Annotated in this window: 10 protein-coding genes; 5 read left to right on the top strand and 5 right to left on the bottom strand. The window is 63.1% G+C overall.

The genetic code is table 11. The features are described from left to right. Position 1: 1 nt before the first annotated feature. The 5 genes from C566_RS0105435 to nrdF all read left to right on the top strand — a co-directional run bounded on the left by C566_RS0105435 (position 2) and on the right by nrdF (position 5,851). Positions 2-1,378, top strand: a complete 1,377-nt coding sequence (locus C566_RS0105435) for a class I SAM-dependent methyltransferase (protein WP_018773330.1) — start codon at positions 2-4, stop codon at positions 1,376-1,378. A 395-nt stretch (positions 1,379-1,773) separates the two neighbouring features. After that, complete coding sequence (gene nrdH, locus C566_RS0105430; protein WP_018773329.1) at positions 1,774-2,019, top strand: glutaredoxin-like protein NrdH; 246 nt, start codon at positions 1,774-1,776, stop codon at positions 2,017-2,019. A 167-nt stretch (positions 2,020-2,186) separates the two neighbouring features. Next, positions 2,187-2,591 (top strand): class Ib ribonucleoside-diphosphate reductase assembly flavoprotein NrdI, encoded by a 405-nt coding sequence (gene nrdI, locus C566_RS0105425; RefSeq protein ID WP_231386281.1) that lies wholly within the window; start codon positions 2,187-2,189, stop codon positions 2,589-2,591. A 74-nt stretch (positions 2,592-2,665) separates the two neighbouring features. Beyond that, positions 2,666-4,786, top strand: coding sequence for a class 1b ribonucleoside-diphosphate reductase subunit alpha (nrdE, locus tag C566_RS0105420; RefSeq protein WP_026266408.1), 2,121 nt, complete (start codon positions 2,666-2,668; stop codon positions 4,784-4,786). A gap of 90 nt (positions 4,787-4,876) precedes the next feature. Further along, positions 4,877-5,851 carry a class 1b ribonucleoside-diphosphate reductase subunit beta gene (nrdF, locus tag C566_RS0105415; protein ID WP_018773326.1) on the top strand — a complete coding sequence of 325 codons (975 nt, stop codon included), beginning with the start codon at positions 4,877-4,879 and terminating at the stop codon, positions 5,849-5,851. Between the two features lie 127 nt (positions 5,852-5,978). Here nrdF and C566_RS0105410 read toward each other — a convergent pair whose 3' ends face one another. From C566_RS0105410 to C566_RS0105390, 5 genes are all read right to left on the bottom strand, one after another. Continuing rightward, positions 5,979-6,653: a DUF4230 domain-containing protein gene (locus C566_RS0105410; protein ID WP_026266407.1), complete on the bottom strand. Its 675-nt coding sequence runs from the start codon at positions 6,651-6,653 to the stop codon at positions 5,979-5,981. Between the two features lie 56 nt (positions 6,654-6,709). Next, the gene (locus C566_RS0105405) at positions 6,710-9,934 is read right to left on the bottom strand and encodes a type I restriction endonuclease subunit R (protein WP_051082224.1); all 3,225 of its coding nucleotides are present in this window, start codon (positions 9,932-9,934) and stop codon (positions 6,710-6,712) included. Between the two features lie 172 nt (positions 9,935-10,106). Next, positions 10,107-11,345: a restriction endonuclease subunit S gene (locus C566_RS22030; RefSeq protein ID WP_081627254.1), complete on the bottom strand. Its 1,239-nt coding sequence runs from the start codon at positions 11,343-11,345 to the stop codon at positions 10,107-10,109. Further along, positions 11,342-12,970 (bottom strand): class I SAM-dependent DNA methyltransferase, encoded by a 1,629-nt coding sequence (locus C566_RS0105395; protein WP_018773322.1) that lies wholly within the window; start codon positions 12,968-12,970, stop codon positions 11,342-11,344. Before C566_RS0105395 ends, C566_RS22030 begins: the two co-directional genes overlap by 4 nt. Further along, the gene (locus C566_RS0105390) at positions 12,970-15,033 is read right to left on the bottom strand and encodes a hypothetical protein (RefSeq protein ID WP_018773321.1); all 2,064 of its coding nucleotides are present in this window, start codon (positions 15,031-15,033) and stop codon (positions 12,970-12,972) included. The genes C566_RS0105395 and C566_RS0105390 overlap by 1 nt, the downstream gene beginning before the upstream one ends. Positions 15,034-15,043: the final 10 nt, after the last annotated feature.

Genomic DNA, 15,043 nt, shown 5'->3' with positions numbered 1-15,043 from the left:
AATGACCGAAGCGACCGGATCCGGTACGGGACGGGCACAGGGCACCACGCGCAGCAGCGCCATAAACGGCAGCGCCGTCACCGGCAGGGTGCCGTACACCGTTCCCCAGCCTCCCGCCACCATCGACGCCGCCATCTGGCCCAGCATCGCCACGGTGCCCTCGAGCCTCAAGGCCCGCGTGGCCGGACGCGCTGCGGACGCCATCTTCAAGGCGGCCGTGCGCAGGCTGCCGCTGGAAGTCCGGTACCCGGACGGCACAGTATTGGGCAAAGCTTCCTCTGACGAGGCGGCCGCCGCCTATCCCGTCATGACCATCAACCGGCCCGAAGCCTTCGCCACCCGGCTCGGCGACGGCGGCCTGATCGGCCTGGGCGAGTCCTTCATGGCCGGCGACTGGGACGCCGATGACCTCACCGCCGTCATGGAGGTCTTTGCCTCCCGCGTCGGCACGCTCGTGCCCGAGCCGCTGCAGAAGCTGCGCGGCCTGTACCTGCCGCGCCAGCCGCGCAGGGAACGGAACACGGAGAAGAACACCCGTTCCAACATTTCGCGGCACTACGACCTCTCCAACGAGCTCTTCGCCTCCTTCCTGGACAGCACCATGACGTACTCCAGCGCTCTCTTCCCGGAAAGCGGCGACGCCCTGCGGAACGTGGCCTGGGACGGGCTGGCCGCCGCGCAGCAGGCCAAGATTGACCGGCTGCTGGACAAGGCCGGTGTGAAGGAAGGCACCCGGGTGCTGGAAATCGGCACCGGCTGGGGAGAGCTCGCCCTGCGCGCGGCCGCCCGCGGCGCCACCGTCTACTCCGTCACGCTCTCCAGCGAGCAGCAGGAACTGGCCCGCCAGCGCGTGGCCGAGGCCGGCTACGCCGACGCCGTCACGATCGAGCTCAAGGACTACCGCGCCGTGGAGGGCGAGTACGACGCCGTCGTCTCGGTCGAAATGATCGAGGCCGTCGGCTTCGAATACTGGGCCACCTACTTCCAGACCATCGAGCGGGTCCTGGCCCCGGGCGGCAAGGTGGCCATCCAGGCCATCACGATCGCCCACGACCGGCTCATGGCCACCCGCACCAGCTACACCTGGGTGCACAAGTACATCTTCCCGGGCGGGGTCATTCCGTCCGTCCGCGCCATTGAAGACATCACGGCGAAGCAGACCGGACTGCGCGTGCGCGAACGCCTCGCCATGGGCGAGCACTACGCCCAGACGCTGCGGCTCTGGGAGGAGCGGTTCATGGCCCGCGAAGACGAGGTGGGGGCCATGGGCTTCGACGCGGTCTTCCAGCGGATGTGGCTGTTCTACCTCTGCTACTCCCGGGCCGGGTTTGAAACGGGCTACCTCGACGTGCAGCAGATCGTGCTCGACGGCTGTTAGAACAATCACGAACCAAAGAGGCGGGCACCACGGTGCCCGCCTCTTTCGTGTGCCCGGACACCAGATGTAGTGGCCGGCGCCACCGATCCGGATCCCCGCGGCGGCGCGCGACACGCCGTCTGCGGTGCGACACGCGGGGGTGATTAATGTGGCTAACTACTCCACAGGGTGTGGATTTCGTCCGCGAAAATGGCGGAAATCCGGACATTTGGAGGACACCCTCCTGTGGATTAAAGGTGGGTTAAATGACATACTTGTAATACATCATCTTGGGGTCCACATGAGGCTCTTGCACTACATGTAGTATCGACATACAGTTCCAGCAGAGCATCAGCGCGGGACATCCGGAGCCGGGATTGCGCTCCACAGAAGACTTCAACAAAGGGGACAGGACCATGACCGTTACGGTTTACACGAAGCCGGCCTGCGTTCAGTGCAACGCGACCTACCGCGCGCTGGACAAGAAGGGCATCGCCTACCAGAGCGTCGACATTTCCCAGGACGCGGAAGCCCTTGAGCGCCTGAAGTCCCTGGGCTACATGCAGGCCCCCGTTGTCGTCACCGACCAGGACCACTGGTCAGGTTTCCGCCCGGACAAGATCGAAGAACTGGCGCAGGCTGCCGCCGTAGCTGTAGCCTGAAACGCCCTGTCGCCTGAAAAGCCCAGGACGCCGCTACCAGGCAAGAATTCACGGTAGATGAGGTGACCACCGTGGCTCTAATAACTGAAGATCGGGTGGCTGCCACGGCTGACAGCGGGGAAGCGGTCAGCACGGCAGCACCGGCCACCACAACGCACTGCCGGCTCATCTACTTTTCCTCCACCTCCGAAAATACCGCACGCTTCGTAACGAAGCTGGGCGTCGACGCCGCCAGGATCCCCCTCTACCCGAGGGACGCTCCGCTGGTGGCCCGGGAGCCCTACGTTTTGTTGCTCCCGACCTATGGCGGCACCGGGGGAGAGGGATCTGTTCCAAAGCAGGTCATCAGGTTTTTGAACGATCCGGGCAACCGGAAGCTGATCCGCGGAGTGATCGGCGCAGGAAACACCAATTTCGGGGACAACTACTGCATGGCAGGGGACATCATCGCCGCCAAGTGCAAGGTCCCGCACCTATATCGCTTCGAACTCATGGGGACGCCGGAAGACGTCAACCGTGTACAACAAGGATTGGAAGAGTTTTGGACACGACTGTCGCAGACAAAGCAGTAACTGAAGGCGCAGGCCTGCACACCGGCACCGGCGCCGCCGCTGTTGAGAAGCAGGAACAGCAGAAGAAGCACGAAATGCCGGCCGCCTACAAGGGCCTGGGCTACCACGAGCTGAACGCCATGCTGAACCTCTACGGCCCCAACGGGGAAATCCAGTTCGAGGCCGACCGCGAGGCCGCGCACCAGTACTTCCTGCAGCACGTGAACAACAACACCGTGTTCTTCCATGACCTCGAGGAAAAGCTGGACTACCTCGTCAAGAACGAGTACTACGAGCGCGAAACCCTCGACCAGTACACGATGAACTTCATCCGCGAGCTCTACAACTGCGCGTACAAGAAGAAGTTCCGCTTCGAGACCTTCCTCGGCGCGTTCAAGTTCTACACCTCCTACACCCTAAAGACGTTCGACGGAAAGCGCTTCCTGGAGCGCTACGAGGACCGCGTCTGCATGGTGGCCCTGCACCTGGCCCGCGGCGACGAGAAGCTCGCCACCCAGATGGTGGACGAGATCATCGAGGGCCGCTTCCAGCCGGCCACTCCGACGTTCCTGAACGCCGGCAAGCGCCAGCGCGGCGAGCTGGTCTCCTGCTTCCTGCTCCGCATCGAAGACAACATGGAGTCGATCGGGCGGTCCATCAACTCCGCGCTGCAGCTCTCCAAGCGCGGCGGCGGCGTCGCCTTCGCGCTGACCAACATCCGCGAGGTCGGCGCGCCGATCAAGCAGATCGAGAACCAGTCCTCCGGCGTTATCCCCGTGATGAAGCTCCTCGAGGACAGCTTCTCCTACGCCAACCAGCTCGGCGCCCGCCAGGGTGCCGGCGCGGTGTACCTGCACGCGCACCACCCGGACATCTACCGCTTCCTGGACACCAAGCGCGAGAACGCGGACGAGAAGATCCGCATCAAGACCCTCTCGCTGGGCGTCGTCATCCCGGACATCACCTTCGAGCTGGCCAAGCGGGACGAGGACATGTACCTGTTCTCCCCGTACGACGTCGAAAAGGTCTACGGCATGCCGTTCTCCGACGTCTCGGTCACCGAGAAGTACTACGAGATGGTGGACGATTCCCGGATCAAGAAGACCAAGATCAAGGCGCGCGAGTTCTTCCAGACCCTCGCCGAGATCCAGTTCGAATCCGGCTACCCGTACATCATGTTCGAGGACACCGTGAACCGGGAAAACCCGATCGACGGCAAGATCATCATGTCCAACCTGTGCTCCGAGATCCTCCAGGTCTCCCAGCCCACGACGTACCACGATGACCTGTCCTACGACCAGACCGGCAAGGACATCTCCTGCAACCTGGGTTCGCTGAACATCGCCAAGACCATGGACTCGCCGGACTTCGGCCTGACCATCGAGACGGCCATCCGGTCGCTCTCGGCCGTCTCGGACATGTCCAACATCACCTCGGTGCCCTCGATTGCCCGCGGTAACGACCAGAGCCACGCGATCGGCCTCGGCCAGATGAACCTGCACGGCTACCTGGCGCGCGAGCGGGTCCACTACGGTTCCGAAGAGGGCCTGGACTTCACCAACATCTACTTCTACTCGGTGGTGTTCCACGCGGTCCGCGCCTCCAACCTGCTGGCCATCCAGACCGGCCAGACCTTCGGCGGCTTCGAGAAGTCCAAGTACGCCTCGGGCGAGTTCTTCGACAAGTACACGGACCAGGAATGGGTCCCGCAGACCGAGAAGGTCGCGGAACTGTTCAAGAACATCCACATCCCCACGCAGGATGACTGGCGCGAGCTGAAGGCCTCCGTCATGGAGCACGGCATCTACAACCAGAACCTGCAGGCCGTGCCGCCCACCGGCTCGATCTCCTACATCAACAACTCCACCTCCTCGATCCACCCGGTGGCGTCCAAGATTGAGATCCGCAAGGAAGGCAAGCTGGGCCGCGTGTACTACCCGGCGCCGTACCTGACGAACGACAACCTGGAGTACTACCAGGACGCGTACGAGATCGGCTACGAGAAGGTCATCGACACGTATGCCGCCGCCACGCAGCACGTGGACCAGGGCCTGTCCCTGACGCTGTTCTTCAAGGACACCGCCACCACGCGCGACATCAACAAGGCCCAGATCTATGCCTGGAAGAAGGGCATCAAGACCATCTACTACATCCGTCTCCGCCAGCTCGCGCTTGAAGGGACTGAGGTAGAGGGCTGCGTCAGCTGCATGCTGTAGCTTCAACTAAATCGTGACAGTACGACGGCGGGCGCCCGCCCGCCGTCGTACGCTTTAACTAAGAACTAAACCCAACATTTAGGGGATGACATGACCGAAAAGGTCAAGCTGCTTAGCCACGTCGAGGCGATCAACTGGAACCGCATCCAGGACGACAAGGACGTGGATGTCTGGAACCGCCTGGTCAACAACTTCTGGCTGCCGGAGAAGGTGCCGCTGTCCAACGACGTGCAGTCGTGGGCGACGCTGACCCCGGACGAGCAGCAGCTCACTATGCGCGTGTTCACGGGCCTGACCCTGCTGGACACCATCCAGGGCACCGTCGGCGCCGTCTCGCTGATTCCAGACGCCCTCACCCCGCACGAAGAGGCTGTCTACACGAACATCGCGTTCATGGAGTCCGTGCACGCCAAGAGCTACTCTTCCATCTTCTCCACGCTGGCCTCCACCAAGGAGATCGACGAGGCGTTCCGCTGGTCCACCGAGAACGAGAACCTTCAGAAGAAGGCCCAGATCGTCATGGACTACTACCAGGGCGACGACCCCCTGAAGCGCAAAGTGGCCTCCACGCTGCTGGAGAGCTTCCTGTTCTACTCCGGCTTCTACCTGCCGATGTACTGGTCCTCACGGGCCAAGCTGACGAACACGGCCGACCTGATCCGCCTGATCATCCGCGACGAGGCCGTGCACGGCTACTACATCGGCTACAAGTTCCAGAAGGGCCTCGAGGGCCTGTCCGAGGAGCGCAAGCAGGAAATCAAGGACTACACGTTCGAGCTGCTCTTCGAGCTGTACGAGAACGAGGTCCAGTACACGCACGACCTCTACGACTCCGTCGGCCTGGCCGAGGACGTCAAGAAGTTCCTGCACTACAACGCCAACAAGGCGCTGATGAACCTGGGCTACGAGGCCATGTTCCCGGCCTCCGTCACCGACGTGAACCCGGCGATCCTCTCGGCCCTGTCGCCGAACGCTGACGAGAACCACGACTTCTTCTCGGGGTCGGGTTCGTCGTACGTGATTGGCAAGGCTGTCAATACTGAGGATGACGACTGGGACTTCTAGTCTGTTCAGCAGAAACGACCCCGCACGCAGGAGCGTGCGGGGTCGTTTCGTGTCGGCCAGCATTCCGGATGTCGGCCAGAACGGCTGAGCTTTCTACCTGTGCCGAGCGCGCCCTGATTCGTCCGCCCTAGTCGCGGAAAGTGACCTGGAGTCCGAGCCTGCCGCACAAGCTGGTCAAAAATGCCTTGGTGTTCTCGGTGGCCTGCTTACGGAGCTCCGACTCCGCCGCCGCGGCAGCAAACTTCGTCTCGGCGAGCTTGTAGAGTTTCGCCTGATCCGGCGCCTCGAACCCGTCGGCGATCAGGTCGAAGATTCCGCGGTTCTGATCGTATATATGGGATCGGTCAAAGTCGAGGTTGGGTTTCTCGAGCTGAGACTCGGGCAGCCGAACCGTCGCCGTCTTGCCGTCCTGCGACAGCTCTAGGTCTTTGTCGGTAAGGCCGGAAAGGTCAACATAGGCATTCACTGTGCCCGCTGCGACAAAAAGCGTCCGCCGTCCGGCGATGATGGCGGGCACCCCCGCAATGTCATCCTCGATATCAATCACTTTTTCGAAGTTTCCGACTGCGGCTTGGAACCGGCTGACGTTCTGAATCGACTTCAGCAGCGTGGGCTGGCTCCGGTCGATCTGACGCGACTGGAATGGATTGAGCCCAAACGCATTCGCTGCAGTGACTCCGGCTAGCGCCACTAGTGCGCCAAGCACCAAAAGCGCGATGCCTTTCATCAAAGAATTCTTCCGGTCGGGAGCCGGCGGGGGTGCAGAAACCGGCCTTGCAGTGGATGTTTCGTTAGTAGTCATTTCTCCATTTTTCGTGTTTCTAGTGCCACCGCCAGACGGCGGAATCTCTGGTGTGGTTAGCTCCGTGCCTCGGCAAACCGCGGGGCCATTGATTCCATTTGCTCCATGACCAGCTTGATGGCTTCGGGCTGCTTGTCCGGCGGGTATCCGAAACGGACCAGGAGTCGCTTGATCGAGGATCGCAGCTTGGCGCGGACGTCGTCGCGGACGGTCCAGTCGGTGCGCACGTCCCGCCGCATCACTGAGACCAGTTCACGGGCGATGTCAGCCAGTACGCCTTCGCCCTGGACTTCTACGGCCGATTCATTCGAAGCCACAGCATCGTAGAAGGCAAGTTCGTCTGTATTCAGCGGGGGAGTGAACTGGGCGCCGCGGTGGCCCTCGGCGGCAACCTCACGGGCCAGCTCCACCAGTTCGGCAATCACTTCCGCCGATGTCAGCTGTTGGTTGGTGTACTTCTTCATCAGCTCGGTGATCCGCTCGGAGAAGGCCCGCTGTCGAATTACGTTGTTCCGGGTGGTCTTAGCGGACTCGTCAGCGATGAGCTTCCGCAAAGCCTCGATTGCAAGCTGCGGATTCCGCGCCTGCTGAGTCTTTGCAATGAACTCGGGTGTCAGGTCATCAAGCGACGGCTTGGGCATGCCGGCGGCCTCGTAGATGTCCAGGACCTCGCCGGAGGAGGTTGCGGTAGCGATCAGGTTGCCCAGCAGCCGCTGGATCTCTTCCGGCACCGGCTCGCCGCTGGCCTGCCGGTCGGCGGCGTCGAACTTGGCCATGTACACGCGGGTCTCTTCGTAGACCTGGATTTCCGGTCGCAGCTCTGCCAGGGTCTCGGATCCGGAGCACAGTGCCCACGCCCGGGACAGCTTGCTGGAGAACCGCCGGTACTTCGAGGCGAGCGTCTCCTCGCCGGCGGCCGGCTGGTTTCCGGGAGTCTCCGGGCTGCGTAGGTAGTTCGCAGCCCCCGTCGCCGCGGACACAAACGCCTTCGGGCCGCCCCTCATCAGCACTGCCCGCCAGTCGTAGCCAGCGAGCAGCTCGCGCAGGGAATCCACCAGACCACGTGCAGCCACAACGGCCTCGTCAGTGTTCTTGCCCACGGGTTTGTTCACCCGGTCGGACTGCGTGTACTCTCCCAGCGCCTTGGCCAGGTTCTCCGCCAGCGGAGCATACGCCACCAGCAGCCCGTCCTCCTTGCCGCGGAACGTGCGGTTCACGCGCGCCAGCGTCTGCATCAGCAACGCGCCCTTGAGTGGCCGGTCCAGGTACAGGGTGTGCAGCGGTGGGGCGTCGAAGCCGGTGAGCATCATGTCCTTGACGATCACCAACTCCAGCTCGTCGTCAATGTCCTTGAGCCGCTCCTTCACCGTTGCATTCGCAGAATCGCGGCGCACGTGGTCGGAGACCGGCGGCACATCGGATGCGTTCCCGGAGTAGACCACCTTGATCTTGCCCTTGGCCAAGTCGTCGGAATGCCACTCGGGCCGCAGTTCCACGATCGCCGTGTACAGCTTCGCGCAGATTTCCCGCGTCCCGCCCACGATCATGGCCTTGCCGGGGCCCTCGATGAATTTGCCCATGCGGGCGCTGCGGTTCTCCCAGTGCGACACCAGGTCGGCCGCAAGCGCAGCGATCCGCTGCGGCGCACCGTAGACCGCGTTCACGACGGCGACGCTCGCCTCGATGCGCGCCCGCTCGGTGTCGTCCAGACCGGCAGTCGCCTCGTCGGCGGACTTGTCCAGGTCTTCTTCCGTGATGTTCGAGGCCAGGCCCACCTTGATGAGCCGCGGCTCGAAGTACACCTGAACCGTGGCGCCGTCTTCCACCGCACGGGAGAGGTCGTACACGTCGATGTCATCACCGAAAACCTCTCGAGTATTGCGGTCGGCGAAGGAAAGCGGCGTGCCGGTAAACGCGATCAGAGTTGCGTGGGGGAGCGCGTCCCGCAGGTGCCGGGCGTAGCCGTTCAGATCGTCGTAGTGCGAGCGATGGGCCTCATCCACGACCACGATGATGTTGCGGCGGTTCGACAGCAGCGGGTGGTCCGAGCCGGCGTCCTTCTCCGACTTGCTGCGGCCGAACTTCTGCAGCGTGGTGAAATAGATGCCGCCGGTGGTGCGGTTGCTCAATTCGTCTCGGAGCTCGGAGCGTTTCTTGATCTGCTTGGGGGATTCCGCGAGCAGTAGGCTCCGGCTGAACCCTTCGAATAGCTGGCCGTCGAGTTCGTTGCGGTCTGTGATGACCACTACGGTCGGGTTCTTCAGCTTTGAACTCCGGGCCACCAAGTTGGCGTAGAGCTCCATCTCCATGGATTTGCCGGAGCCCTGCGTGTGCCAGACAACGCCGGCCTTGCCGTTGCTTTCCACGGCCGTAACGGTGCTGCCGACAGCCTTGGTCACGGCGAAATACTGGTGCGGTTTGGCGATCCGCTTGCTGAGCCCGTCCGAGCTCTGATCAAACGCGGTGAAATTGCGAGTCAGCTGAAGGAAACGATCCACGTTGTAGAGGCCGTTGAGCGCGGTCTCCAATGCGGTCACGGCTTCGCCGTCTTCCATGAACCCGGGCGCGACCGGGATGCCGTCGTCGTCGACATTCCACGGTGAGAAGTGGTTGAGGGGAGTGAACGGCGTGCCGTACTTGGCCTGGATCCCGTCCGAGGCGAGCGTGAACACGCAGAAACGGAATGCCATGGGGAACTCGCGCAGGTAGGTCTGCAGCTGGGCGTGGGCGGAGGCGACGTCGGCGGTGGCGCTGCCGGCCTTCTTCAGTTCGATGATGCTGACCGGCATGCCGTTGCAGTAGAGCACGACGTCGAAGCGGCGTTTGTAGTCGCCCTGCACCAGGGTGACCTGGTTGACGGCGAGCCAGTCGTTCTGGTCCGGGTCCGAGCTGAGCAGATGGATGGTGGGGTTGGCCTCGTTGCCGTCCGAGTCGATGTAGCTGAGCCGGTAACCGTCCACGAGGTAGTTGTGCAGGCGGTGATTCTCGGTGATGGCGTCGTTGGACTTGGGCGAGGCAATTTCGGCCAGGGCCTGCTGCAAATACTGAGCTGGAACCGTAGGGTTGAAGCGCTGCAGGGCAGCAAGCAGCCGGGGCCGGATCAGCAGCTCGTCCCAAGAGACCCGCTCGCCCCTGCCGGGCGCGATGTCCTGCCCGGATACCGGTTTCCAGCCGAGCGGCTCGGCCAAACGGTCTAGGGCCATGCCCTCCCAATCGGCTTCGGAAAAGGCTACTGCGGGTGCTGCTGTCACGGTGGTTCCCCCTGATAAACCGGATGTCATGCTAAATGTCGTGTGAAAGTTCGGACCCGAGTCACTACTAACTGGGTAGCCCGAGGGCGAAGTAGTGGTTCCAATGCAATGGTGTAAGCGGCACTGGCATAATTTTTCTGGCCGCCTAGGCTTCAGCGAAGGGCGTTGGCATTGCTAGCTGACGCGCACCCTCGCCCGACCGTCATACCCCCGCGACCTCCAGCACTTTCTCGGCATCCTTGACGCGCAGCATGCCGGAGATGAGCTGGGGGAGGAGAGCGTCACGGGTTGATGCCAACGAGTCCATCTCGTACTCGAGCGAGTCTCGAAGCTGCAGCATCGGACGCGCCACGGCAGCGTAGTTCTCCTGTATGTCCTGCGAAACCAAGGGTGCCTGGAACGATGGAATTGCATCAGATGCTAGGTGCAGGACTGTCGTGCCGCTTGTTCTGCTCCTGCAGTGTGCTCTGAAGCGCCCCTGCAACATCACGCCAAGCAGGAATTCGACTGGCGAGTCCTGGCTCGGACGAACGATGGCCAGGTCCAAGCTTGCGACGAGCCTTTCGTAGCCGGAGGCTCGTGGGACGCGCACCGCTCGTCCGACCACTTCTGCCGCTTGGGTCAAGTCTGTTTGGGCCACGACCAATTCGCCAGGTGCGATCTGTTGAGCAGGCTTGAACGGGCCGGAATACTCCTTGAGTCCTCTGAGGGAGTACCCGCCGTTTCTGTCGAATGACTTCAATGTGACAAGGGCAGTGGACGAATCACAAAGGTCTGCGCTTCGATATGACACGCCCTTCGTGATAGTCGCAATGTCGCTGAACGGGATCATCCCGTCGGGCTGCCCGCAAAGCAAAGCGAAAGTCGCTTCTAGGACCTCCCCGACCTTTGCGATGAGTCGGGAATTTGCGGCGATCTTGTCGTCGAGTGCCCCCAGTACCTCTGTAACCGCCCGCTGTTCGGAAACTTCAGGAAGGGTCAGTTTGAGAGAGCGGATGTCAGCCAGATTGATGTAGGCAGCCATGTCCGTGTTGTTCATACGGTCGACTGCCTGACCCCAGAACTCAGTGCTGCTAAACCAATAGCGCAGAAAACGGGGTGTGATCGCCTCGTCTTCCAAGACTCGGAAGTAGCACAGCTGCGGACTGTAGACGACTCTCTCGTCTATCTCTGGCAGTATGGCCGCGCGGCCAACGGTCCCCTTAGTAGTCAGCAAAACGTCACCCGTTTGGCCTGCTTTCCCTCCTATCGCGGTGGCATATTCGTCCGAGACGAAGTCCGGACCGTTGAGCCGGACGACATCGTCCATCACATCGGCAACACGAATAATTCGATAACCAGGGTGACCGTGTTCAGCTCGTTTAGTACGGTATCCGTCTCCGACTTGGAGCACGCCGGCTGACACAAGGTCCCCGATGCTCACGACGCGGGTGACATTCATGAGACCCTCCCCAGCTGGTCACGAACGACAGCAGCCAGCCGCTCCGACTCCTCTAACTGCGCAAACAGCTCCTCGGACAGCCGTGCGATCTTCTCCTCAATCGGCTCGCCGTCGTCCTCAACGTCCGCCGCCCCGACATACCGGCCCGGCGTAAGCGCATAGTCCGCTGCCTTGACCTCCGCGAGGCTGGCTGAGTAGCAGAAGCCGGCTTCGTCGTCGTACGTCAGGCCGGCCTCAATTGCGGAGGAAGTCCCGCGCCACGCGTGATAGGTGTTGGCGATCTTGGCGATGTCCTCATCTGACAGGGCACGCTCGGCGCGGTCCACCATGTAGCCGAGGTTGCGGGCGTCGATGAACAGTACCTGCCCGGCGCGGTCGACGGAGCCGTTCATACCGGCGGTCTTGTCTTTGGCGAAGAACCAGGTGCAGACCGGGATGCCGGTGCTGCGAAAGAGGTGGGTGGGCAGGGCTACCATGCAGGAGACCAGGTCCGCCTCGACCAGCTGGGCGCGGATCTCGCCTTCGCCGCCGGAGTTGGAGGACATGGAGCCGTTGGCCATGACCACGCCGGCGCTGCCGCCGGGGGCCAGCTTGGAAATGATGTGCTGGATCCAGGCGTAGTTGGCGTTCCCGGCCGGCGGCACGCCGTACTTCCAACGGGGGTCGGACTCGGAACGCGCCCAGTCCTTGATGTTGAAGGGCGGGTTGGCCATGATGAAGTCCGCGCCGTTGGTCCCGCTCAGCTCGGGGTGCTGGTCGCGGGCAAAGGTGTCGCCCCAGCGGGAGGCGAGGTTGGCGTTGAGGCCGTGGATGGCGAGGTTCATCTTGGCCATCCGCCAGGTGCGCTCGTTGAGCTCCTGGCCGTAGACGGAGATGTCCGAGCCCTCCATATTGTGCGCGGCGAGGAACTTCTCGGCCTGGACGAACATGCCGCCCGAGCCGCAGCACGGGTCGTAGACGCGGCCGCGGTGCGGTTCCAGGACTTCCACCAGGACGCGGACCACGCCGGCGGGGGTGTAGAACTCGCCGCCGCGCTTGCCCTCGGCCTTGGCGAACTTCTCGAGGAAGTATTCGTAGACCTCCCCGAGCAGGTCGCGGGCCTTGCTGGCCCCTTGGCCGGTGAAGCGGGCGGAGTTGAACAGGTCCAGGAGTTCGCCGAGGCGGCGCTGGTCCACGTTGTCCCGGTTGTAGATGCGGGGGAGTGTGGCGGCCAGTGACTTGTTGTCAGCCATTATTAGGTCCATGGCTTCATCGATGAGCTGGCCGATCGACTTGGGCTGCTCACCGTCCATCCCAGGCAAGCCCTTGGCGTTCTCGGCAAGGTGGGCCCATCGGGCACGTTCCGAGACCCAGAACACGCCGCGGCCGGTGTACTCGTCCACGTCGTCGATCAGCTGGGCGATCTGTTCCTCGTTGAGCCCATCCGCCTCCAGCTCCGCCTGAATCTGCCCGCGGCGCTCCTCGAAGGCGTCCGAGACGTACTTCAGGAACACCAGTCCCAGGATCACGTCCTTGTACTGGGAGGCATCCATGGAACCGCGCAGTTTGTCCGCGGCCTTCCAGAGCGTGTCCTTGAGTTCCTTCATGGTGGACGGGGCGAGGTCCACCTTCAATTTCGGGGGCATTACTGGGTTCCTTCGGTCTGTGGTTCGGCGAGCTTAGTGCTGGGGTCTGTCAGGGTGAGGCTTCCGCCCGCTACGCCGTCCGTAATCAGGGTAGCGAGTTCTTCGAGCCGCCCGAGGCGTTCGCGGGCTTGCTGCTGTTCGTGTTGCAGCCGGGCGAGGGAATCGGCCAGTTTCTTACGCTGGGCGTCCGGGACGCGGCGGAGGCGCCACTGGCGCCAGGACTTGTCCGCGGCGGGGAGATTGTTGATGTCCGCTGCGACGACGTCGGGCACCAGCCCGCCGGGGTCACCGGCGTCGATCCGAAATACTCGAGCGGGAAATACGACGACGGAGCCGCCTTCCGTATCCACCAGTGCCGCGGGCCGCGGGCTGGTACAAAAGACGACGTCGCCGGGCTCGGTGAGGCGCCCGGAAGGATTGCTGGCCGCGAAGTCCAGGAGGCTGAGGTGGCGGGGCGGGGCCGTATGCGGGCTAAGAAGGTCGGCCGGCCCCAGGACGCGAGGCCCGCCGCTTGGCGCCAGATCCGCGTCCTCGAGTCGGTTTCCTTTGATGTATTTGAGGTTGCCGGCGGCGAGGAGTTCCTGGACGGAGGCAGGCTGAGCCTTCGTGTTCAGATCTGCGGGCAGAACGTTCACGGCAACGGATTGGCCGGATTCGCTGGCCTGCAGCAGGCGCACGAGTTCCTCCACCCGAAGGGTTGCCTCGGCGCCGCCGGAAGCCGGCGTCGAACCGCTTGGGTGCGCTACCGCCAGGGACTTCCTACTTGCCAGCAGGAGACGGGTCTGCACCAGCCGGGCAAAACGGAAGGAGTGCGCGCGGACCGTGGCGCGGTCGCCCATGGACGCGACGATGTCGCTGACCACGTCCTGTTTGACGTCTTCTGTGAGCTCCTGTGCGCTGAGGTCCGCCACCATGGTCCAGCGCTCGGCAATGGGCACTTCCGCAAAGGATGGTCCCAGCACCCAGAGGGCTTGAGCTTCGCGTGGCTTGGAACGCAGCAGGCCTTGGGGCAGCCGCACAATTGCACGGACTCGGCCTGTTCGCAGGAGCCCTGAACGGAGGCCGGCGGCCGAGGCCGTCAGCGGGACATCGCAGAGAACGCGTGCGGGCGCGATGAGGACTGCCCGCTGATGATCGTCCATCTGCAGAACAACCTGTTCCACCGCTGAGAGAATCTCGGCAGCATCCATAGCCGGTTGGCCTGGGGAAGGGTATTGCGCCACGTGAACCACAGGCCCGTGAACGGCAAACTCGCCGCTGGAGTCGACACGGATCTGTCCGCCGTCAACGCCATGCACGCGAAGGCGGCGACGCACCAGGCGAGCGGCGCCGCCGTCGTCGTCCGCTGTCAAAAAGGTGAGAGCAGAACTCTCCCCAGAGATTTGCACGACGCCCATCAAAAGGTCGCTGCCCCCGCGCGTGGAATCCGCGAAGACAGAATCTCCACCGAGCGTTGCCGCTAATTCGACCGCAGCCGAGGCGACCAGATCTACGGCGGAATCGGTGAGGGCGGTGTCCGAGTGTTCCCGGAGCCCCGCCCGGAACCTGGCGGCCAGCAGCTGCTCGAAGGCGGCGGTCGTGTTGTAGGCGCTGTCCACCAATCGGTCCGCGAACGCCGCCGTGGAAGCAAGCGCCGCACCCACAGCCTCCAGCTCCGAGTACAGGAACAAATCGTCCGGATCGCACTCGTCTGCGAGGTCCAGCAGTTCGTCCGGACTCAAACTTCCCAGCGCCGTGCCCGTCATGGCCTTGAGCGTCAGCAGCGCGGTGAGGGCGTTCAGTGTGGTTGCACTTGTGCCGTAGGTTGCGGTGGCGGGCGTCCGTGCGAACGCGGCGACGTCGTTGCGGGCCTCCGGATTGTTGCCGCGACCCGTTGCGTGCAGCCAGCTGGCGACCTTGTCGGCGTCGAACAGCTCTCGGCCGCCTTCAAGAGCTGTGGGCTCGGGAAACGGGTGAGTCGATCCGGCGCTGCGCTTGCGCCACATAGATACGACCGGGCGCTGGACCTGGGCCAAAGAGGCAACGTCGGACAGGCTCATGCGCAGCGCTTCTGCTTCGTTCATATTCCGCCTC

The organism is Arthrobacter sp. 131MFCol6.1 (assembly GCF_000374925.1).
Classification (GTDB): Bacteria; Actinomycetota; Actinomycetes; order Actinomycetales; family Micrococcaceae; genus Arthrobacter.
The sequence above is the reverse complement of the archived record's forward strand: the minus strand, read 5'-3'. Positions and strand labels throughout refer to the sequence as shown.